General features: G+C 40.1%; 18 protein-coding genes. 17 read left to right on the top strand and 1 reads right to left on the bottom strand.

The genetic code is table 11. From position 1 onward, the window contains the following. The first annotated feature begins 421 nt into the window (after positions 1-421). The 16 genes from HA044_RS00905 to HA044_RS00830 all read left to right on the top strand — a co-directional run bounded on the left by HA044_RS00905 (position 422) and on the right by HA044_RS00830 (position 20,186). On the top strand, positions 422-1,891 hold the full coding sequence (locus HA044_RS00905) for an LCP family protein (RefSeq protein WP_187538398.1): 1,470 nt from the start codon (positions 422-424) through the stop codon (positions 1,889-1,891). After that, a complete protein-coding gene (gene cps4B / locus HA044_RS00900; protein WP_187538396.1) occupies positions 1,888-2,619 on the top strand; it encodes a capsular polysaccharide biosynthesis protein Cps4B in 732 nt (243 codons plus the stop codon). Before HA044_RS00905 ends, cps4B begins: the two co-directional genes overlap by 4 nt. A gap of 44 nt (positions 2,620-2,663) precedes the next feature. Beyond that, positions 2,664-3,359: a Wzz/FepE/Etk N-terminal domain-containing protein gene (locus tag HA044_RS00895; protein ID WP_187538394.1), complete on the top strand. Its 696-nt coding sequence runs from the start codon at positions 2,664-2,666 to the stop codon at positions 3,357-3,359. Positions 3,360-3,371: 12 nt separating this feature from the next. Further along, the gene (locus HA044_RS00890) at positions 3,372-4,064 is read left to right on the top strand and encodes a tyrosine-protein kinase (protein WP_187538392.1); all 693 of its coding nucleotides are present in this window, start codon (positions 3,372-3,374) and stop codon (positions 4,062-4,064) included. Positions 4,065-4,083: 19 nt separating this feature from the next. After that, positions 4,084-5,460, top strand: coding sequence for a sugar transferase (locus tag HA044_RS00885; RefSeq protein ID WP_187538390.1), 1,377 nt, complete (start codon positions 4,084-4,086; stop codon positions 5,458-5,460). A 38-nt stretch (positions 5,461-5,498) separates the two neighbouring features. Further along, a complete protein-coding gene (gene cps2T, locus HA044_RS00880; RefSeq protein WP_187538388.1) occupies positions 5,499-6,671 on the top strand; it encodes a beta 1-4 rhamnosyltransferase Cps2T in 1,173 nt (390 codons plus the stop codon). Between the two features lie 2 nt (positions 6,672-6,673). Further along, positions 6,674-7,822 (top strand): glycosyltransferase family 4 protein, encoded by a 1,149-nt coding sequence (locus HA044_RS00875; protein WP_187538386.1) that lies wholly within the window; start codon positions 6,674-6,676, stop codon positions 7,820-7,822. A 1-nt stretch (position 7,823) separates the two neighbouring features. After that, entirely contained in the window at positions 7,824-8,465 is a 642-nt protein-coding gene (locus HA044_RS00870) for a DUF1919 domain-containing protein (RefSeq protein WP_187538384.1), read from the top strand. After that, positions 8,462-9,427: a DUF6625 family protein gene (locus HA044_RS00865; protein WP_187538383.1), complete on the top strand. Its 966-nt coding sequence runs from the start codon at positions 8,462-8,464 to the stop codon at positions 9,425-9,427. Before HA044_RS00870 ends, HA044_RS00865 begins: the two co-directional genes overlap by 4 nt. Continuing rightward, the gene (locus HA044_RS00860) at positions 9,427-10,497 is read left to right on the top strand and encodes a glycosyltransferase family 2 protein (protein ID WP_187538381.1); all 1,071 of its coding nucleotides are present in this window, start codon (positions 9,427-9,429) and stop codon (positions 10,495-10,497) included. The genes HA044_RS00865 and HA044_RS00860 overlap by 1 nt, the downstream gene beginning before the upstream one ends. Before the next feature lie 33 nt (positions 10,498-10,530). Then, the gene (locus HA044_RS00855; RefSeq protein ID WP_187538379.1) at positions 10,531-11,679 is read left to right on the top strand and encodes a polysaccharide polymerase; all 1,149 of its coding nucleotides are present in this window, start codon (positions 10,531-10,533) and stop codon (positions 11,677-11,679) included. Between the two features lie 2 nt (positions 11,680-11,681). Continuing rightward, complete coding sequence (locus tag HA044_RS00850; RefSeq protein WP_187538377.1) at positions 11,682-13,097, top strand: flippase; 1,416 nt, start codon at positions 11,682-11,684, stop codon at positions 13,095-13,097. 10 nt (positions 13,098-13,107) lie between these two features. Further along, the gene (gene glf / locus HA044_RS00845) at positions 13,108-14,208 is read left to right on the top strand and encodes a UDP-galactopyranose mutase (protein WP_187538374.1); all 1,101 of its coding nucleotides are present in this window, start codon (positions 13,108-13,110) and stop codon (positions 14,206-14,208) included. Further along, positions 14,205-15,197: a stealth family protein gene (locus HA044_RS00840; RefSeq protein ID WP_187538372.1), complete on the top strand. Its 993-nt coding sequence runs from the start codon at positions 14,205-14,207 to the stop codon at positions 15,195-15,197. The genes glf and HA044_RS00840 overlap by 4 nt, the downstream gene beginning before the upstream one ends. Before the next feature lie 10 nt (positions 15,198-15,207). Next, the gene (locus HA044_RS00835; protein ID WP_187538370.1) at positions 15,208-16,260 is read left to right on the top strand and encodes a sugar transferase; all 1,053 of its coding nucleotides are present in this window, start codon (positions 15,208-15,210) and stop codon (positions 16,258-16,260) included. 143 nt (positions 16,261-16,403) lie between these two features. After that, positions 16,404-20,186: a GBS Bsp-like repeat-containing protein gene (locus HA044_RS00830; protein WP_187538368.1), complete on the top strand. Its 3,783-nt coding sequence runs from the start codon at positions 16,404-16,406 to the stop codon at positions 20,184-20,186. A gap of 91 nt (positions 20,187-20,277) precedes the next feature. On the opposite strand, the gene HA044_RS00825 is transcribed toward HA044_RS00830, so the two are convergent. Continuing rightward, on the bottom strand, positions 20,278-21,141 hold the full coding sequence (locus HA044_RS00825; RefSeq protein WP_187538366.1) for an RluA family pseudouridine synthase: 864 nt from the start codon (positions 21,139-21,141) through the stop codon (positions 20,278-20,280). A 103-nt stretch (positions 21,142-21,244) separates the two neighbouring features. Here HA044_RS00825 and pbp2a point away from each other — a divergent pair, with 103 nt between their 5' ends. Next, positions 21,245-23,479 (top strand): penicillin-binding protein PBP2A, encoded by a 2,235-nt coding sequence (gene pbp2a / locus HA044_RS00820; protein ID WP_187538364.1) that lies wholly within the window; start codon positions 21,245-21,247, stop codon positions 23,477-23,479. The last annotated feature ends 4 nt before the right edge of the window (positions 23,480-23,483 follow it).

Genomic DNA, 23,483 nt, shown 5'->3' with positions numbered 1-23,483 from the left:
GAAATCGGTCATTCGTTAGAATTCGATTTCGTCGTCCCACCTCCGCACAGCTTCAACAGTCTGGGAGACTGTTGAAGGTTGCAGATAAAGGAAACATAGTTTCCGTCAACATAGGGCATCTTTGAAGCTTAAAAAGCGAACAAAGACTTAGGATACTTGCTTCGCAAGTTCTATCCGCCACCTCAAAGCAGTGCTTTGAGCACTCAACCACTGCGTCTTGCTCGACAATCCAAAAACAATTGAGAGGCTAGGACTTTTATCCCAGCCTCTTTATTTTCTTGAATCAGTATACAGGCGTTTAGTTAATTTTTGAAAGCGGTTACATCATAGTTGTACTTAATAGACAAATTAGTGATAATTAATGCATTTTTTGTTAAAAATATGTTACAATAAATATGATTAGGACTAATTGGAGGTATTTATGTCAGAAAAAAGACGAAGTCGTCGTTCGGAGCACAAGTGGGGGCAATTGCGCATTGTCAATTCTGTCTTGCTTATTTTTTTGTGCATTACGGCCATTTGGGCGACTTATACGATCTTGGCGAATAATATCTTGGCCTTTCGCTATGTCAATGTCCTTTTGATTGCACTCTTCGTGCTACTAGTACTTTTGTCGGCATGGTTGATTGTAAAAAATCAGGCTAAAAAGACAACCCTTTTTTTGCTTTTGGTCGGTTTACTGGCTAGCTCGGGAGTCTTGTTTGCCAGTCAACAACTTTTGAACCTCACCAGCAATGTCAATGGTCATTCCAACTACACAGAGTTCGAGATGGCTGTCTATGTCAAGAAAGATAGTGACATCAAAGATATCAAAGAGATTAAAGAAGTCACGGCGCCCAAGGGCAACAACAACGAAGCCAACCTCACGGCTCTCTTGGACAATATCAAAAAGACGAAGGGTCAGGATATCTCTGTAGTAGATACCCCAACCTATCTCGATGCTTATAAAAGCTTGCAAGAGGGAAATGCCTCGGCGATTGTGCTTAACAGCACCTTTGAGGATACCATTGCTGCTGAAGATGCTGACTATGCGAAAAAATTAAAGAAGATTTATTCTTATAAAATTCGAAAAGAAGTAGCAGCAACCAGCAAAGTGTCTGCCAATGCAGATGTCTTTAACATCTATGTCAGTGGGATTGATACCTATGGCCCGGTCACTTCAGTTTCTCGATCAGATGTCAATATCATCATGACCGTCAATCGGAAGACCAAGCAAGTCTTGTTGACCACAACGCCACGGGATGCTTATGTACCGATTGCGGATGGCGGGAACAACCAAAATGATAAGTTGACCCATGCGGGGATCTACGGTGTGGATGCATCCATTCATACTCTTGAGAATCTCTATGACATCAAGCTCAACTACTATGTTCGCCTTAATTTCACGTCCTTCCTCAAGTTGATTGACCTTCTAGGGGGGATCGATGTGGAAAATGACCAAGAATTCACGAGCTTGCACGGGAAGTTCCATTTCCCAGTAGGAAAGGTACATTTAAACTCAGAGCAAGCACTTGGCTTTGTTCGGGAACGTTATTCTCTTCAAGGTGGTGACAATGACCGTGGCAAGAACCAAGAAAAAGTCATTGCAGCCATTATCAATAAGCTAACCTCGACTAAAGTCTTGAACAACTACAATGAGATTATCGGAAATCTCCAAGACTCTGTCCAAACCAATATGCAGTTGCCGGTCATGATGAACTTGATCAATACCCAGTTGGAAACAGGTGGCTCCTATGATGTGACCTCTCAAGCCATTACAGGACAAGGTCGTACCGATCTGCCATCTTATGCTATGCCTGGTTATAACCTCTATGTTATGGAACTGGATCAAGCCAGCTTGACTAAGGCCAAGAAAACCATCCAACAAGTTATGGAAGGAAAAGAAAAATGATTGATATCCACTCACACATCGTCTTCGATGTGGATGATGGACCCAAAACCAGAGAAGATACGCGTGCTCTCTTGACAGAAAGTTATCGTCAAGGGGTGCGGACCATCATCTCTACTTCGCATCGCCGCAAGGGTATGTTTGAAACCCCTGAGGGAAAAATTTCAGAAAATTTTCAAGAAGTGAAAAAGATTGCGGCAGAAGTTGCACCGGATCTGACAATTCATTACGGAGCAGAAATTTACTTTACAAATGATGTCTTGAAGAAGCTGGAAGAAAAGACTATCCCGAGTCTTGCAGAGACGCATTTTGCCCTCATTGAATTTAGCATGGGAACGCCCTATAAAGAAATCCACACAGCCTTGGATCGCCTGCTTCATCTCGGTATTACGCCGGTGGTAGCCCATATTGAACGCTACAATTGTTTGGAGAAAAATGAGGAGCGCGTGCAAGAGATGATTGACATGGGTTGCTACATGCAGATCAATAGTTCCAGCGTTCTCAAGCCTCGCCTCTTTGGAGATGAGCAAAAGCACCTCAAAAAACGGGCTCGCTATTTCTTAGAAAAAGATTTGGTCCACTTTGTGGCCAGCGATATGCATAATTTGACGAAACGACCGCCCTATATGGCAGAAGCTTATCGCTTGATCCAGGAAGAATACGGCAAAAAACGGGCAAGAGACCTCTTTGTCAACCATCAACAGCTCTTGTTAGCAGATGAATTAATCTAACCATGAAACAGGTGGAGAGATCCACATGAAGGAGTAATTAGGAAATGAACAATCAAGAAAATCAAGCAGTGGAAATTGATGTTTTCGCTATGCTAAAGACCCTATGGAAACGCAAGTTTTCAATCGTTTTGGTCGCTCTGGTTTTTGCCATTGCTGCATTTGGCTACAGTGCCTTTTTAGCCAAGAAAGAATACCAAAGTACTAGCCGGATCTATGTGGTCAGCCGTCAAAATCAAGACAACAATGCCTTGACAAACTCGGATTTGCAGGCTGGTTCTTACTTGGTTAAGGACTACCGCGAAATCATCCTTTCTCAAAATGTCTTGACCCAAGCAATTGATGAGTTGAAACTCGATATGACCCCAGCTGAGTTGTCTAAGAAAATCAATGTATCTGTTCCAACCGATACACGGATCCTCTCTATCACAGCCAAGGATGGGGATCCAAAAGAAGCGGCGCGCATTGCCAATGGCCTTCGCAATGTAGCTGCTGAAAAGATCATCTCGGTGACCAAGGTGTCCGATGTTACGACTTTGGATGAGGCAGAAGTGCCTCAATTGCCTTCATCACCAAATATCCGCCGCAATGTCCTTCTTGGTTTTGTCGCTGGAGCTGGTCTTATGGTGGTGCTCTTGGTTGTCGTAGAAGTCTTGGACGATCGTGTCAAGAGACCAGAAGACATCGAAGAGTTGATGGGCTTGACCTTGCTTGGTATTGTGCCAGATATTAAGAAATTATAGACTGGGGATTGCATGAATACGTTAGAAATTTCAAAAAACAAATTACAAGAAATTCGGAAGGCAGAAGAGTATTTCAATGCTCTTGCGACCAACATCCAACTGAGCGGTGTGAATCTTAAGGCCATTGCTGTCTCATCTGTTAAAGAAAATGAAGGGAAGTCTACTACATCAACCAACTTGGCTGTTGCCTTCGCGCGCGCAGGCTACAAGACCCTCCTGGTCGATTGTGATATCCGGAACTCGGTCATGACAGGGATTTTCCGTAGTCGTACCAAGATCCAAGGCTTGACTGATTTCTTAGCTGGTCGTAGCCAGCTGGATCAGGTCTTGTATGCGACAGATTTTCCAAACTTGGATATCATCGAGTCTGGACAGGTAGCTCCAAATCCAACGGGTCTCTTGCAAAGCAAGAACTTCACCGTCATGATGGATGCACTTCGGGAGCATTTTGACTACATTATCGTGGATACGCCTCCAATTGGGGTCGTGATCGACGCGGCGATTATCGCTCAACGCTGTGATGGAACCGTTTTGCTTACAGAATCAGGTGCCAATGGACGCAAGGCTGTTCAAAAGGCTAAAGAACAATTAGAACAAACAGGCACCCCTTTCTTAGGAGTGGTGCTCAATAAATTTAACATTAAAACTGCTGAGTATGGTTCGTATGGAGGATACGGATCCTACGGAGAGTATGGGAAAAAGTAAAGAATAGGAATTAGGGGAAATGGGAGAAGAAAGAATTGAACTGGAGAAATTGAATATTGTTCTTTTTCAAAGTTTAGCAGTCCTATTTTCGGCATACATTGTGAGTCTCTTTAAGGATGCGGAATACACGTCGCAGACAATTGCGATTCTCTATCTGCTTCATTTTGTAGCCTTTTATATTAGTAACATCGCTTATCGGTTCTACGGTAGAGGATACTTGGATGAGATGTTCCAAGTTTTAAAATACAATGTACTTTTTTCGATAGGGATTACGTTCACCTCTTTTATGCTTGATGGAGTCTTTTCCATCTCTCGTCGGGGGATGATCTACTTCTTTCTTTTCAATACCCTTGCTGTCTATGTCATGGATCTCTTGCTCAAGAGATACCGCCGATCTGTTTCTCCTCGTCGAAAGAGTGGGCGAAAGATTTTTCTTCTGACAGCGACCAGTCGGATGGAAAAGGTATTTGATATTCTGCATTCACCCAACCTCTATCATGGAGAACTAATCGGTGTCACTGTCATGGATGATACGACATTTGATCATGCAGGTGTGCGTGTCATTCAGCCAGATCAAATGTTGGCCTTCGTTACGAAGGAAGTGGTGGATGAAGTGTTTATTAATCTTCCAAGTGAAGATTACAATATCAGTGAATTGGTTTCGGAGTTTGAGAATATGGGGATTGATGTGTCGGTCAATCTCAATGCCTTCAATTTTGCCCCTTTAGGGAATAAGAGAGTGCAAGAAATTGGAGGGTTAAGCGTCGTTACTTTCTCTACCAATTTTTACAAGCCAAGTCACGTCTTTGCCAAACGCCTCTTAGACATTGTAGGAGCCCTCTTTGGTCTCTTGATTTGCGGTCTAGTGAGTATTGTCTTGGTTCCCCTGATCCGCAAGGACGGTGGGCCTGCCTTCTTTGTGCAGAAACGAGTTGGTAAGAACGGACGGTATTTCAATTTTTATAAATTCCGCTCCATGCGTGTCGATGCCGAAGAAATCAAAAAAGATTTGATGTCTCAAAACACCATGACAGGTGGCATGTTTAAAATGGAAAACGATCCGCGAGTGACGCCGATTGGACGTTTTATCCGTAAGACAAGTCTCGACGAATTACCCCAATTTTACAATGTTCTGATCGGTGACATGAGTCTGGTCGGAACTCGACCACCAACCGTGGATGAATACCAAGAGTATACGCCAGACCAAAAACGTCGCCTCAGCTTCAAGCCGGGGATTACGGGCCTTTGGCAGGTGAGTGGACGCAGTGAGATTACGGACTTTGACGAGGTTGTCAAACTCGATGTGGCTTATATGGATGGTTGGACGATCTGGAGAGATATTCAGATCTTGCTCAAGACCGTGAAGGTTGTACTTAGAAAAGAAGGAGCGAAGTAGGGAAATCCCTACTTCGTCCTTTCCATGTTAGGAGAAAAATGAAACGATCAATTTACATCGTTGGATCCAAAGGTATTCCAGCAAAATATGGTGGTTTTGAGACCTTTGTTGAGAAGTTGACAGAATTCCAACAAGATAAAAATATCCAGTATTATGTAGCTTGTATGCGGGAGAATTCAGCAAAATCAGGAATTACTGCAGATACTTTCGAGCATAACGGCGCAATCTGTTACAACATTGATGTCCCCAATATCGGTCCTGCGCGTGCCATTGCGTATGATATCGCAGCTCTCAATAAGGCTATTGAAATGGCTAAAGAAAATAAAGATCAAGCTCCGATCTTTTATGTCTTGGCTTGCCGGATTGGTCCTTTTATCTCAAAAATTAAAAAGAAAATCAAAGCCATCGGTGGCACTCTCATGGTCAATCCAGATGGTCATGAGTGGCTTCGCGCCAAGTGGAGTCTTCCGGTCCGTAAGTACTGGAAATTTTCTGAGCAACTCATGGTTAAACACGCCGACCTATTAATCTGTGATAGCAAGAATATCGAGGCTTATATTCAGAAGGATTGCGCTAAGTATCAGCCACAGACGATCTATATTGCTTATGGAACCGATACAAGCAAGTCTCTCCTGAGTAAAGAAGACGAGAAGGTACGGACCTGGTATGCGGACAAGCAAGTCTCCGAAGGAGATTACTATCTTGTCGTGGGACGTTTTGTACCTGAAAATAACTATGAGGCCATGATTCGTGGCTTTATCCAGTCCAATTCCAAAAAAGATTTTGTCCTGATTACTAATGTAGAGCAAAACAAGTTCTATGAACAGTTACTTAAAGATACTGGCTTTGACAAGGATCCTCGTGTGAAGTTTGTTGGAACGGTGTACGACCAAGAATTGCTCAAATACATTCGTGAACATGCCTTTGCCTATTTCCATGGTCATGAAGTCGGAGGGACCAATCCATCCCTTCTTGAGGCGCTCGAGTCTACTAAGCTCAATCTTTTGTTGGATGTTGGCTTTAACCGTGAAGTCGGTGAAGATGGCGCTCTTTATTGGCAGAAAGACCAATTGGCACATGTCATTGATCAGGCTGAACAATTGGATGATCAAGCGATTGAAACTCTCAATCAAAAATCTAGTCAACGGATTGCCCAATCTTTCACATGGGAAAAGATTGTTACAGACTACGAGAAAGTATTTAAAGGTTAATCATGCAGAAAATTTTATATCTCCATGCGGGTGCCGAAATGTATGGCGCTGACAAGGTGTTGTTGGAGCTGATTAAAGGATTGGATCAAGATGCTTTTGAGGCACACGTTATCTTACCTAATGATGGTGTCTTAGTGGCTGCTTTAGAAAATGTCGGTGCCAAAGTGAAAGTCATCGACTACCCAATCTTGCGCCGGAAATATTTTAATCCCAAGGGAATTCTGGAGTATTTTGGTTCTTATAACCGATATTCTAAACAAATTTCCAACTATGCCAAAGAGAACGGGATTACCCTCATTCACAACAATACTACGGCGGTGCTTGAAGGCATTTATCTCAAGCGGAAGTTGAAACTTCCTTTGATTTGGCATGTGCACGAAATTATTGTCAAACCAAAAGCCATTTCAGATTTTATCAACTTTTGGATGGGGCGCTATGCGGATAAGATTGTGACAGTTTCAAATGCTGTAGCCAACCACGTCAAACAGTCTCGCTTTGTAAAAAATGAACAAGTTCAAGTGATTTATAATGGGGTCGACAATGCTGTCTATCATGAGATGGATGCTAGCTCGGTCCGTGAGCAGTTTGGAATTGATCAGGATGCCTTGGTGATCGGTATGGTTGGTCGAGTGAATGCTTGGAAGGGGCAAGGAGACTTTTTAGAAGCTGTGACGCCAATCTTAAAAGCCAATCCAAAAGCAGTAGCCTTTCTAGCAGGTAGTGCTTTTGAGGGGGAAGAGTGGCGCGTGGATGAGTTGGAAAAAGCTATTTCAGACTCTCCATCAGCTAGCCAAATCAAGCGAATTGACTATTATAGCAAGACGACAGAACTTTATAATATGTTTGATATCTTTGTCTTGCCGAGTACCAACCCAGACCCACTGCCGACAGTCGTCCTAGAAGCCATGGCTTGTGGCAAGCCTGTAGTGGGTTACCGTCATGGCGGTGTCTGTGAAATGGTGCAGGAAGGTGAAAATGGCCTTCTCGCTACTCCAAATCAGCCTGTGGAATTGTCAAAAGCTATTCAAGAATTAGCGGATAATACCGAGAAGCGAGAACAATATGGCATGGCCTCTGTCAAACGCCAAAAAGAACTCTTTTCATTACAAAGTTATATTGGGAATTTCTCGGAGTTGTATAAGAAATACTAAGATGAATACTGAAACAATTAAGAACAAATTAAAACCGTTTATCTATCCAATTATTAACTTTATTCCTAGACGAAGACTCAAGAATAAGAATTTCACGATTATTTGTGATAATTGTTGGGCTGGGAAAGTCTATCAGGAGTTGGGATTACCTTATCAAACACCCTTTGTTGGACTGTTTGTCTTTTCACCTGATTACATCAAAATGCTCAAGAATTTAAAATATTATTTGAGTGGAGATATCCCCTTAAAATTTGTTAAGGAATCAAAATATATCGAGGATTTTGATAATGCCTATCCACTTGCCCTTCTTGATGATATTGAACTTCATTTTTTGCATTATGCAGATGAAAAAGAAGCAACTCAGAAATGGCAACGTCGTTTGGCACGCATTCACTGGGATAATCTATATTTCAAATTCAATGATAATGATGCTTGTACTTATGAGCTCATGAAAGAATTTGAAGAACTTCCATACAAGAGTAAGGTGATCTTCTCTTCGAAGAATTATAGTGACTTACCTTCCTTGGTACATTTTAAGTCAGCTGAAAAGCAAGGATACGTTGGCATCGATTTGAAAACGTACCATCGCTATTTCAATGCAGTAACTTGGTTGAATAAGGGTGGAGAGGATCTAACTAAATGAAAAGAATAAGACTTATTATTCCATATTTCGGAAGACTTCCAAAATTTTTCCCTTATTTTTTGTTGACCGCCAAACGTAATCAAAAGATTGATTTCTTAATTTATACGGATCAAAAGGTTGACCAATTTGACATTTTAAATGCTAAAAATATAGAATTTGTAACTCTTTCTTTTGATGAGTTAAGAGAGAAAGTTCAGTCTAAGTTTGATTTTAAAATCTCTCTTAAAACACCGTATAAATTATGTGACTATAAAGTTGCTTATGGGCTTATCTTTGAAGAAGAATTAAAGGGTTATGATTACTGGGGTTTTTGTGACACAGATGTCTTACTAGGTGATATTTATCAATTTCTTGAAGAGCATAGCTTTTTTGAAAATGACTATGCTAGATATGGTCTTTTAGGTCATCTTCAAATTTTTAAGAATTCAAGAGAAGTTAATCGTGTTTTTATGTCTGGGCAAGGTTTATATTATAGATTAGATTATCACAATGTCTATACTAGTGAACAAAATTTTATTTTTGATGAGGCAGAAGGTATCCAAAAGCTTTTTGAAAAATGTCATTTCAAACAACTGCAAGATAAGTTTTTTGATGATATTGATATTAGTCATTTCTTATTTCGGGAATATGGCGAAAATGAACCGAAACGCTATTATTTTTGGTCAGAGGAAAATGGTTTGGAATCGATAAATTTAATCGATAGTGATATAGTGGTTAAGCGTCCTCTATACGCACATTTCCAAAAGAGAATGATTAAATGCCCTGACTTTAAACTAGTCGATTCATTTTATGTTATACCAAATCAATTAGTTATTGGAGAGAAAATTTCTAAGCAAGAGCTAGTAGAGGTGACAAGAAATAAATTCTATTGGGAATATGTTAAATCAACAATGTTAAAGAAATTTAAAAAAGAAAAATGGACACTAGAGTTTATTCGTCATAAATTAAGGATGAAGAGTTAATGGATAATATAGATTTGAGCATTATTGTTCCAGTATTTAATGTCGAAGGTTATTTAAAAAGAGCCTTAGATTCTATACTTATGCAATCGTCACCAATTAAGTATGAGATTCTATTAATTGATGATGATTCAACCGACCGAAGTGGTGCGATTTGTGATGAGTATCAAGATAATTATTCAAACATTTTTGTTAGACATATTGAGAATAACGGAGTTTCGGAAGCTAGAAATTTAGGGATTTCTCTCTCGAGGGGGGAATATTTGTACTTTATGGACTCAGATGATTTCTTATCAGATGATTTCTTTGAGAAGATATGTCCTAATCTTAATGGAGAATGGGATGTTCTTTGTTTTGGTTACAATGAAATTAAAGAAACCAATAACACTATTTTGTCTTGTCGTTCTCATTCTTATCAGCACCTGGGACTTCTTAAAAAGGAAGAGTTTAGGAATGACTTCATAGAGCTTTTTAAAACTGATATGATGTATAATGTTTGGTCGAGAATTTATAACAAAGAATTTATTCTAAAAAATAATATTAAATTTCCTAGTAAACCAATAGGGGAAGATACTTTATTTAATTTCCAAGTTTATCAACAATTAGATAACATTCTTTTTATTGATTCGACTCTTTATAATTATATTGCGGGTAGAAGTGGATCTGCACTGACGAGTTTTCATCCTAGAAGAATTGAAATTCAATTAGATGAACTTCAAGAATTACATAAATTGCTTGAACAGTTCCAATTAGAAGATGCTACATTAATGCAGGATATTAAGACCAAAATTATCATAAGTTCAGTTTTTCAAATCTCTAATTTAAAGTTGAAAAGACAAGAAAAAATAGAATTATTACAGTCCATTATTTCAAATAAAGCTTTTGACAATATTTTTTCAGGGAATGGAGATCAAATCATTGGTCCTTATAATATGTTATTAAGACAGCGAAATATTTCTTCTTTTCTTAGAAGATTGAGTATTGATCTTCTCACCAAAAAAAAATTTCGGACAGTCATTTTTATTGAAAAAATGAAAATGAATCCAATTTTACGTAAAATTGCTTTTAAATAAATTAGCTATTCTTATAAACAGTAAAAGGGTATTATGTTAAAAATTAAATTTGAGAACCTTATGGTTATTCTAGTGTTGACCCTCATTGTTGGGTACGATACTCTTATGACAACAATGTTAAACAGAACGATACCAAATCTTCCGGTTGTTTTATTAATCTGTTTTTCATTATTATTATGTTTTAGATTTTTATATATAAAAAAATTCACCTTCTTTTATATCTTAACTGCTATTTTATTACTAGTAACAAGCTCTATCGTATTTATGCATACGGGCGGGACTAATTTCCTACTTTATTCATTATTGATTTTGTTATTATATGATGCAGATATTGATGTTATCTTAAAAACATACGTTATTGTGTCAGGAACGATAGTGTTGGGAGTTTTCTTACTTTCAATTCTAGGAGTTATTCCTAATTTACAATTTGCTCAGGTCCGTTCGTCTGGCTTTGTGATTAGAAATTCCTTTGGTTTCATTTATCCAACTGACTTTGCGTCCCACTGTTTTTATTTATTTATTGCTTGGGGATATGTACTACGGAAAAGGTTCATCATACTACGAACCTTAGTAGGTATTAGTTTAGCATTTTTTATCATCAAATTTTGTGATGCTCGGTTAAATGCCCTTTCTGTACTTGTAGCAACTGTCATTTTTATTGTCATGTATGTTACTAAAGAAAGAAAATTTAAAATTTATGGGATCCTACCTTATTTTGCAGCTATATTTTCTTTCTTAATGTTTTACTTATCGTATTTCTTTACCTGGTCTTCTTCATTATTTGTGAGTTTGAACAACTTATTCAGTATGAGGTTATTTTTAGGGAAAAATGCAATAGAGACCTATGGATTACATTTGTTTGGAGCAACCGGGGTTAAGTTTATAGGATATGGTGGCACAACAGAATCAGTATACAGTTATAACTATGTAGATTCCTCTTATATTCAAATGTTATTTTACTACGGAGTTGTTCCTGTCGTATTACTGGTATTGATATATGTACTTGCATCGAAGAGACTTTATAAACAAGGAATGTTTTTATTTCTAGCTCTATTATCACTTATTACAATAAACTGTATGATTGAAGCATTTTGGGTAAGACCAGGATATAATATTTTTATATTCACACTTTTTGCCAACCTTTTACCAGTTCAAAATAAAATGATAGATAGAGTTGAATGAACATGAAAGTTTTAAAAAATTACGCCTATAATCTTTCCTACCAATTATTGGTCATTGTGTTACCAATTATTACGACACCTTATGTAACTAGGATTTTTAGTTCTAAAGATTTAGGTACCTATGGTTACTTTAACTCTATTGTGACCTACTTTATTCTCTTAGCGACCTTAGGAGTTGCTAACTACGGGACCAAGGAAATTTCTAGTAATCGTAAGGATATTCGGAAAAATTTCTGGGGTATTTATACCCTCCAATTGATTGCCACTTTTTTGTCACTTTTTTTGTATGCGCTCTTGTGTTTATTTTTGCCAGCAATGCAAAACATGGTGGCTTATATCCTTGGGCTTAGTTTAGTATCTAAAGGAATGGATATTTCTTGGTTGTTCCAAGGTTTGGAGGATTTTCGTCGTATTACGGCAAGAAACACAACGGTTAAACTCTTAGGAGTTATTTCCATTTTCTTATTTGTAAAAACTTCCGGTGATTTATACCTCTATGTGTTTCTACTAACCTTTTTTGAATTACTAGGACAATTAAGCATGTGGCTCCCAGCAAGGCCATATATTGGTGAGCCTCAATTTGATTTGTCTTTTGCTAAGAAGCATCTTAAGCCAGTTATTTTACTGTTCTTGCCTCAGATTGCTATTTCACTTTATGTGACTTTGGACCGTACTATGTTGGGGGCCTTGTCATCGACAAATGATGTAGGGATTTATGATCAGGCTTTGAAAATTATTAATATTTTATTGACGTTGGTGACTTCATTGGGAAGTGTAATGCTTCCAAGGGTATCTGGTCTTTTGTCTAGTGGAGACTATAAGGCTGTTAACAAGATGCATGAATTCTCTTTCTTGATTTATAATCTCGTCATTTTCCCAATTATTGCTGGTCTCTTGGTTGTCAATAAAGACTTTGTTAGTTTTTTCCTAGGAAAGGACTTCCAAGCAGCTAATATTGCCATTGCTATCATGGTCTTTAGGATGTTCTTTATTGGTTGGACAAATATCATGGGAATTCAGATTTTAATTCCGCATAATAAGCACCGTGAATTCATGCTTTCTACAACGATTCCAGCATTTGTTAGTGTGGGACTTAACCTTTTATTGATTCCACCATTTGGTTTCATTGGGGCTTCCATTGTTTCCGTTCTTACAGAAGCTTTGGTATGGGTGATTCAGCTTAATTTTGCAAGAAAATTTATTAAAGATGTTTCGATTCTTCCTGCCATGTCTAAAATTATCATTGCATCAGTTGTGATGTATCTTGGACTTTTTGTCTTCAGAACCTTTGTTCAATTTAAACCTATGCTAAACGTAGCAGTAGATGGTTTTGTTGGAGCCATCATTTATTTAATTTTGATTGTTGTTTTACGTGTCCTTGATGTGAGAGACTTGAAGGAACAGTTAATGAAAAACTAAGGAGTAAACTATGTACGATTATCTTATTGTTGGTGCTGGATTATCTGGCGCTATATTCGCACATGAAGCTACAAAACGTGGCAAAAAGGTAAAAGTGATTGACAAGCGTGATCACATCGGTGGAAATATCTACTGTGAAAATATTGAAGGCATCAATGTTCATAAATACGGTGCTCACATTTTCCATACGTCCAACAAAAAAGTCTGGGACTATGTCAATCAATTTGCAGAATTCAATAACTATATTAACTCACCGGTGGCGAACTACAAGGGTAGCCTCTACAATCTTCCCTTCAACATGAATACCTTCTACGCCATGTGGGGAACAAAGACTCCTCAAGAAGTCAAGGACAAGATTGCGGAACAAACGGCTGATATGAAAGATATTGAGCCCAAGAACCTTGAAGAACAGGCGATCAAGCTGATTGGTCCAGATATCTACGAAAAGTTGATCAAGGGCTATACGGAGAAGCAATGGGGACGTTCTGCAACAGACCTGCCTCCTTTCATCATTAAGCGCCTCCCAGTTCGTTTGACCTTTGATAATAACTACTTTAATGACCGTTACCAAGGGATTCCAATTGGTGGTTACAATGTCATCATTGAAAATATGCTTGGCGATGTAGAAGTGGAGCTTGGGGTTGATTTCTTCGCCAATCGTGAAGAACTGGAAAGCTCTGCTGAAAAAGTGGTCTTCACAGGGATGATTGACCAGTACTTTGACTATAAACACGGAGAGTTGGAGTATCGCAGTTTGCGTTTTGAACACGAAGTCTTGGATGAGGAAAATCATCAAGGTAATGCTGTGGTCAACTATACGGAGCGTGAAATTCCTTATACTCGGATCATTGAGCACAAGCACTTCGAGTATGGGACTCAACCGAAGACGGTGATTACCCGTGAATACCCAGCTGATTGGAAACGAGGCGATGAGCCCTACTATCCAATCAATGATGAAAAGAATAATGCGATGTTTGCTAAGTACCAAGAAGAAGCCACTAAAAATGACAAGGTTATCTTCTGTGGGCGCCTAGCAGACTATAAATACTACGATATGCACGTGGTGATCGAACGTGCCTTAGAAGTCGTTGAGAAAGAATTTAGTAAATGACAGAAGAAAAAATTGATATCGTGGTTCTTTGGGTTGACGGAAGTGACCCGGAGTTTGTCCGTGAGAAACAAGCCGTGACAGGTCAAATGGCAGAAATAGACCAGGAAATCGATGGTGAGCAACGTTATCGTGATTACGGTATTTTTAATTATTGGTTTCGAATGATTGAAAGGCATGCTCCTTGGGTAAATCATATTTATTTAGTCACAAATGGGCAAAAACCGGAATGGTTGAACTTGGAGCATCCACAACTCAAGTTGGTCACTCATAAGGAATTTATCCCTAAAGAGTATCTACCTACTTATAATTCAGCGGCTATTGAGCTGAATCTCCATCGGATTGAAGGCTTGTCGGAAAACTTTCTTTATTTCAATGATGATATGTACTTAATCAGAGACAGTCAGCCTTCGGATTTTTATAAAAATGGGCAACCGAAACTTTTAGCAGTATACGATGCTTTGGTTCCTTGGTCACCATTTACAAATACTTATCACAATAATGTTGAGTTGATTTATCGCCATTTTCCTAATAAGAAGGCTTTAAAATCTTCACCTTGGAAATTCTTTAATTACCGTTATGGATCTTTGATTTTGAAAAACTTGTTACTCTTGCCTTGGGGGCCGACGGGATACGTGAACCAGCATTTACCTGTTCCGATGAAAAAGAGTACCTTGGCACATTTATGGGAAATTGAGGGAGAAATTTTGGATAGAACCTCCAGAAATAAGATTAGAAATTATGGGGTAGATGTCAATCAATACATCTGTTCTCTCTGGCAAATTGAAAGTAACCAGTTTTATCCGATGTCAAAGAATTTTGGAGAGACAATTGGTTTAAATCAAGTGGATAAACTTGATAAAATCTTTGAAGATAAACATAAAAAACTGCTTTGTGTGAATGATGATAGTGACTTTAAGGAAGAAAATCTCATTCATTTTAAAGAAATCATACAAGAACGCTATCCTAAAAAATCAGCTTTTGAAAAATGAGAAATAAGAGATGAAATACTATTTAAAAGAAGAATTTTTACACGATCATAATGTGAAAAATGCCGGGAATAAGGCACGTAATGATGTTGAAGTGATCTTTAATAGACTAGGTTATGCCCCCTTAAAAGTTAGGGTAGATGACTGGTATAAAATGAATGTTCTTAATGCTCAGATTCACAAATATAGAGCACTTTTGAGAGCCTTCAAACGCTTAAAGAAAAATGATGATATTGTGATACAATTTCCCTTGTTACATCATTCTTTATTTATTAACAGTCTACTAAAATCTCTTAAAAATAGAGGTGTTAACACCTATCTTCTGATTCACGATTTAGAAACCTTGCGTTTTGTAAATGACAGGACTCTACCATTTAGAATGAAATTACGGATGAAATTAACGGAAAGTGATACATTTCATAGTGTAACTGGCATTATTGCCCATAATCCAATTATGAAGTCAGTCTTGGTGGATAAAGGGATTGCGGAAGAAAAGATTGTCAGTCTTGGTATTTTTGATTATTTGATTCCCAATTTCCAAGAAAAGAACGGACTGTCAAAAAATCAGCCAATTATTGTGGCTGGTAACTTGGAACAAGAAAAAGCTGGCTATCTTTACTCACTTCCTGAAGAACCTGCTTATAACCTATATGGTGTAGGTTTTGACGAGAGTAGAGCACTTGAAAACGAGACCTACTTTGGTTCTTTCCTTCCTGACGAGCTACCAGCAGCTCTTGAGGGTGGTTTTGGGCTTGTTTGGGATGGTGATAGCGCTGAGACATGTAGCGGTATATTTGGCGAGTATCTTCGTTATAACAACTCTCACAAGGCGTCACTATACTTAGCCTCAGGTTTCCCGCTTGTAGTCTGGAAACAGTCAGCCTTGTCTCATTTTGTTCTTGAGCAGGGTTGCGGGATTGCAGTAGAGTCTCTTCATGACTTGAAGGAGGCAATCGATAATCTTTCAGATGACGATTACCAAGACTTGGTGAACAATGCCAAGCGTGTTGGTCAAGAGATTCGTGACGGGCACTACCTAAAGATAGCATTAAGACATTTGAAATAAGGTAAAAAGAAGTTCAAAAGGACTTCTTTTTTTGAATTCCAAAAATTATCACTAATTTTAAAAATTTGTACCATAAAGCTTTTAATCGTTGAAGCTGTGTGGTAAAATGATAACCGTATAAAATTTGTATAAAGGGAAGTTAAATGAAAAAGAAAGATTTGATTTTTTATGCGAGTGCGGCCGTTTTGATGGCCGTGTCTGCTCAAGTGGCGAAAGCAGATGAGTTGGTTGCAAATGATTCAGTCAAAACAGAAGGCAACCAAACTCAAACTGAAAAGACCACAGTAGCGGCAACGACCGATACGCAACTATCGCATTCAACAACTAGCTACACTGCACCGGCAAATGTAACCGAGCAGTCAACAGAGCCTGTTGTTAGTGAGTCTCCATCAGAAAGTCTGGTATCGACCAAAGAGAAAGATGCAGTTGCAACGATTACCGATAAGACTGAAGGAAATTCTGTTCAGTCGACGGGTACCACTACGTTTTATAACACAGGTGCGAACGCTCCAGCGGGTCGTTCAACAGATGTGGCGGTGCAGCCAAAATCATTCGTTGATGTGAGTAGCCACAATGGAGACATTAGTATTGGAGACTACCGTACCCTAGCTAATAAAGGTGTCGGTGGTGTCGTTGTGAAACTGACAGAAGATACATGGTACAATAACCCAAATGCGGAGAACCAAATTCGTAATGCACAAGCAGCAGGGCTTCAAGTATCAACTTATCACTTTTCACGTTATACTTCTGAAGAATCAGCGCGGGCAGAAGCACGGTTCTATATTGCAGCTGCACAACGTTTGAGTTTGCCTAAGAATACCCTCATGGTCAATGACATTGAGGATAGCAATATGCAGCCAAACATTAACCGTAACACCCAAGCTTGGGTGGATGAAATGCGTAAAAATGGCTACACCAATTTGATGTTTTACACTAGTGCTAGCTGGTTGGATGAAAACAATCTTCGCAAGAAAGGTCCTGTCAACACCGCTCAATTTGGTCTTCAAAATTTCTGGGTAGCCCAATATCCTGCTCCGAAATTATCTGTTGAAGATGCTAAGAGTTTGCGTTACAACGGCAAAGCAGGGGCTTGGCAATTCTCTTCTCAAGCAGAATTGCTTCCAGGGAAACATCTCTTTGACCATAGTGTAGACTATACAGGACGTTTTACAGCAAATGCAAAACCAGCAGCTGATCCAACAGTAGGAAACTTAAGTGGAACGATCAACATTGTCAATAATGATACCATGGCAGGTCGATTTGATGTTGTAATTTCAAATGTTAAAGCCCCTAACGGAGTTCAAACCGTTTCGGTACCAATTTGGTCAGAAATTAATGGCCAAGATGACATTATCTGGTATACTGCTGACCGTCAAAATAATGGAACTTATACAGTAAACGTTAAGGCTTCAGCTCATAAAAATTCAACAGGCCTTTATAATGTTCACCTTTACTATGTTCAAAACGATGGGCAATTGACAGGTGTTGGCGGAACAACGACTCAGGTCTTCATTGGCAAGGCCCCTGAGCAGTTAAGACCAAAAGCAAATTTTGCAATTGAGAATAACAATACTCGAAATGGGACATTTGACGCCGTCATTACTAATATCACTTCACCTTTGGGTGTTAAGGAAGTTTTGGTTCCGTCATGGAGTCTTGAAAATGGTCAAGATGACCTCATCTGGCATAAGGCAACTAAGCAAAGTGATGGTAGCTATCGTGTCACTATCAAGTCGAGTGAGCATAAAGGGAATAAAGGAAATTACCGAGCAGATGCTTACATTGTAGATAATTCGAATAATCGTCACTATATTGCTGAAAAAGTAGTAGCTGTTGATTATGCACGACCAAGTGGTGCCTTTTCAATTGAGAATAACAATACTGTAGCAGGGACATTTGATGCGGTTATTCGAAACATTGTCGCTCCAAATGGTGTGAAAGAGGTATTGGTTCCGTCATGGAGTTTAGAGAATGGTCAAGATGACCTCATCTGGCATAAAGCGACTAAGCAAAGTGATGGTAGCTATCGTGTCACCATTAAGGCAACCGAACATAAAGGGAATAAAGGGAACTACCGAGCAGATGCTTATGTTGTAGATAACTCAAATAATCGTCACTATATTGCTGAAAAAGTAGTAGCTGTTGATTACACACGGCCAAGAGGTGTCCTTTCAATTGAAAACAACGATACTGTAGCAGGGACATTTGATGCAGTTGTTCGTGACATCGTTGCGCCAAATGGCGTTAAAGACATCTTAGTTCCATCATGGAGTCTTGCTGGTGGTCAGGACGACCTCATCTGGCATAAGGCTACTCGTCAAGCCGATGGTTCTTACCGGGTGACGATTAAGGCAACAGATCATAAGAACTCTACAGGAAAATATCGTGCTGATGCTTATCTTGTAGATAATTCTAATACTCCTTTTTACCTAACCGAAAAAGTCGTAGAAGTTACCCAAACTCGTCCGACTGCAAGTCTTATTATTGAAAATAATAATGCTGAATTGGGAACTTTTGATGCGGTTGTTCGTAATATTTCTGCTCCAAATGGTGTTAAAGAGGTATTAGTTCCGTCATGGAGTCTTGTGAATGGCCAAGATGATCTTATTTGGCACAAAGCGACTCGACAATCAGACGGTAGCTATCGTGTTACCATCAAGTCCGATGAACATAAGAATTCGCTTGGCAATTATCGTGTTGACCTCTATATCGTAGATAATACAAATCAACACCATTATATCACTGAAACGGTGGTGAATGTTAAGCATAACAAACCAATTGGTACGATTTCAATAGTGAACAACAACAAAGATACGGGCACCTTTGACGTCATTATTAAAGATGTCTACAGCCCTAAAGGCGTGCAGATTGTTCAAGTTCCAACTTGGTCTGATAATGATGGTCAAGATGATATCCGTTGGTACGAAGCTACTCGCCAAGCCAATGGAGACTACAAGGTATCTGTGAAGGCTAGTGACCATAAAAATTCCACTGGGAAGTACTTTGTTCACCTATACTACATTCAGAATGATGGCACACGAATCGGTGTTGGTGGGACAACTACAGACGTTGAATTCCGTAATGCTAAGACAAAAACACAGGCCTACATCAAGGACGTGAATTCGAATAACGGTACTTATACAGTAGTGGTTGATCAAGCTCCTCAAGGCCGTCAGATTAAGAAAATCAGTGTTGCTGTTTGGTCTCAAACACATCAAGAAAATCTCTACTGGTACGATGCTATACCGACTAGCACACATACTGAGGTCAATGTTTCCGCAGTCAATCACAAAAATATTGCTGGAAATTACACAACTCATGTTTATGTAGATTATACAGATAATACAGTAGAAGGATTTAACCTTGGACAAACGGCACTTTCTCCACGTAATCGTCGAGTTGAGCCGCAAACGGCTTATTATTCGCAACGTGATCCTCGATGGGCTGGGAAATGGTATGGTGTGAGTAATTTGGACCAATCAGGGTGTGTTCCAACTTCCTTAGCGATGACATTCACGGATATTCTCGGAAGGGAAGTGTTACCGACTTCAGTTGCTGATTATTTATATTACAACACTAATTCCTTTAATAAAATTTCGGTTGCGGGAACTGATGCGGAAGGTATCGTTTTAGCAAGCAGAAATTGGGGACTTAATAGTCAAATGATTACCAGAAAAGAATCAATTGCAACATCCTTAGTTGCAGGAAAGCATGTTCTCGCTGCTGTTGAGGAAAGTATTTTTATTAATGCTCCATACACTCATGAAATTGTTCTTCATGGGTATGATAATGGTAAAACGTATGTGAGAGATCCATTCAATGCGAACAATAATGGATGGTATTCTATTGATTATATCTTCTCAGTTAAAAGCACAGACCCAATTGATACTAAATTAGGTTCACCATTTTTCAGTATTTTTGCTTAAATAATTTCAATAAAAATTTTCTAGCTGGTATGTTGATAGAGGAATGAAAAGCTAGACCAATAACAAAAAAGAAGCCCGGTGGCTTCTTTTTTCACGCTTTCAACCCTTTTTCAAAACTCTGGGAGGGGGCTTCGACTTGGATGGTTTCAAGGGTCAGTGGATTTGTGAAGGTCAAGCGGTGGGCATGGAGCATGAGTCGCTCTCCGCGTTCAGGGTTATAGAGAGGATCCCCGACAATTGGGTGCCCATGATGGGAGAGATGGACCCGGATTTGATGAGTACGCCCTGTCTTGAGTTGGCATTTGACGAGGCTGTTTCGTCCGATTTTTTTCAGTTGTGTCACTTGAGTTTCTGCGTACTGACCCTTTCGTGGATCAACCAGGCGCTTGCGCCGATCGTGGCGATTGCGTCCAATTTTATCCTTGTAGATGATGGTCTTTTGAGGTAGGCTTCCTTGGATCAAGGCCCAGTACTCGCGTTGGATTTGTTTCTCTTCCAAAATTCGGTTGAGAATGGGCAGGATAAAAGGATTTTTGGCAAATAAAATGGCCCCACTGGTTTCTTTGTCTAGTCGGTGCACGACGTAGCAGGTGGCCCCAACGTAGCTGGAAACATGGTTGAGCAGAGCAATTTCTGTCGGCTCATTGGCATGGGTCTTCATTCCTTCAGGTTTATTGACGATGATGACATGCTCATCCTGATAGAGTTCTTCGACCAGACTCGGATCACCTGCGGGTATCTCCTTTTCAGGATAATCATCCGCGTCAAAGATCAGCTGGATCTGGTAACCTTTTTGAACGGGGCTCTGCCAGTTGATGGTTTCTCCATTCACCAAGACGTGCTTCTTGGTTCGTAAAAAATACCGGATCTTACGGGGAATGAGAAAGTAGTCCTCGAGTAGCTCTTTCACGGTTAATTGCGGAAAGGATTGTGGAATAGTAAATTGATAGTTCATGCCCCTATTGTAGCAAAATCTAAGCTTAAAGAAAACTAAAGCGAAGGGGAGGAAAAGCGATCTTTTCTTGCTAGGACAGGGAGAAGGTGTTACAATAGCAGATATGAAAAGAATAAAAGAATTATTTGAAAATGTGATCACTTTTTTTAGAAAGGATCAGCCACGTAAACCGGTAGCAGAAGTAGTACCCGAATCGGAACTGTCAGAAGAGACAGTAGAGCCGACCTATAGTCGCTCGGGCAAGCACAGAAGTAAGCCCCTCTCTCAGCATCCCTTCCGTCGCTTTTGGCGTCGTTTCCACTTAACCAAGATTCTCCTGATCATTGGTCTAGGATTTAGTCTCTTGACGGGGGCCTACCTCTTCTATATTGCGAAGACGACCAACGTCAAGGATTTGCAAAATGCTCTGAAGGCGACCACTATTATCTACGATAAAAACGGCGACCAGGCTGGAAGTTTGACCGGGCAAAAAGGAACCTATGTTGAACTCGATGCCATTAGTGAGAATCTGCAACATGCAGTTGTCGCAACAGAGGACCGGAGTTTTTACAAAAATAGTGGGATCAATTACAGCCGTTTCTTCTTAGCGATTTTGACCCTGGGTCGCTCAGGTGGGGGGTCGACCATCACCCAGCAGCTGGCTAAAAATGCCTATCTGTCTCAGGACCAGACCGTGGAGCGCAAGGCCAAGGAGTTCTTCTTAGCCCTTGAAATCAATAAGAAATATAGTAAAAAAGAAATCCTCACCATGTACCTCAACAATGCCTACTTTGGAAATGGGGTCTGGGGGGTAGAGGATGCCTCCAAGAAATATTTTGGAGTGTCAGCGAGCCAATTGAGCCTGGACCAGTCTGCGGTTCTAGCGGGCATGCTCAAGGGACCGGAGATCTATAACCCGCTCTACTCAGTAGAAAATGCGACCAATCGTCGCAATACGGTCCTTCAAAACATGGTGGCAGCTGGCTATATTGACCAAAAAACGGCCGATCAGTCTGCAGCCGTTGATATCCATGGCCAGCTAGTCGATGCCTATCAAGGCAAATCAGAGGATTATCGCTACCCTTCTTACTTTGATGCAGTAATCAATGAAGCGGTCAATGAATACGGATTGACCGAAGAAGACATTGTCAAAAATGGCTACCGAATCTATACCGAGCTGGATCAGAATTACCAAGCAAGCATGCAGGTAATCTATGACAATACCGCCCTCTTCCCAGTTGCAGAAGATGGCACGCGCGCAGAGTCCGGTAGTGTCGCCCTCGATCCTAAGACGGGTGGGGTGCGAGCTCTCGTAGGGCGTGTCGGAAGCGATCAAAATCCGGGATTCCGTAGCTATAACTATGCGACCCAGGCTGCCCGAAGCCCTGGCTCCACCATCAAACCCTTGGTGGTCTATAGCCCAGCTATTGCTGAAGGTTGGTCTACCAACAAAGAGTTGGACAATAGCACCACCCAATACGGAAGCTATCATGTCAACAACTATGCAGGAATCCAGTCAAGCCCGACCGTACCGATGTACCAAGCCTTGGCAGAATCCCTTAATCTCCCAGCTGTTGCGACGGCTAATGATTTAGGCCTGAACAAAGTTTTTGAGTACGGGAAAAAATTCGGCCTCAATATGGACAAGGTAGATAAAAACCTTGCTGTCGCCTTGGGATCTGGTGTGACAACCAATCCGATGCAGATGGCTCAGGCTTATGGGACTTTTGCCAATGGCGGTGTCATGAATGATGCCCACCTCATTACCAAAATTGAAAATGCTAGTGGTCAGGTGGTCAAGAGCCACAGTCAGAAATCCACACGGGTTCTTAGTGGGTCGACCAACGACAAGATGACCAATATGATGCTCGGAACCTTTAGTAATGGTACGGGGGTCAATGCAGCACCTTACGGTTATACCATGGCAGGAAAAACGGGTACGACAGAGACCAGCTTTAACAAGGACCTCTCTGGAGACCAATGGGTGATCGGTTACACACCAGATGTGGTCATTAGTCAGTGGCTTGGCTTCCCAAAAACGGATGAAACTCACTATCTGACCGATAGTAGTGCAGGGACGGCTTCGGAGATCTTCCGCAATGTCGCAAATAGTGTGCTCCCCTATACCGATGGAACCCGATTTGATTCTGTTAAAAACTCCTATGCAGAAAATGGAATTGCTCCAGCTGGAGAAGAGCAGGCGCAAACAGAAACCAAAGAAGACAAAGGATTCTTTGAAGATGTCAAAGAAAAGGCATCCAATATGGTCGATGATGCTAAAAAAGCGATCGACAAGGCGGATATTCCAGGAAAAGCGAAAAACGCTTGGGATACCTTTAAAGGTTGGCTTGGTTTCTAATCAA

The sequence above is a fragment of the Streptococcus sp. IMAU 99161 genome (assembly GCF_014435245.1).
Taxonomy (GTDB): domain Bacteria; phylum Bacillota; class Bacilli; order Lactobacillales; family Streptococcaceae; genus Streptococcus; species Streptococcus lactarius.
This window is presented reverse-complemented; position numbering and strand designations above follow the sequence as displayed.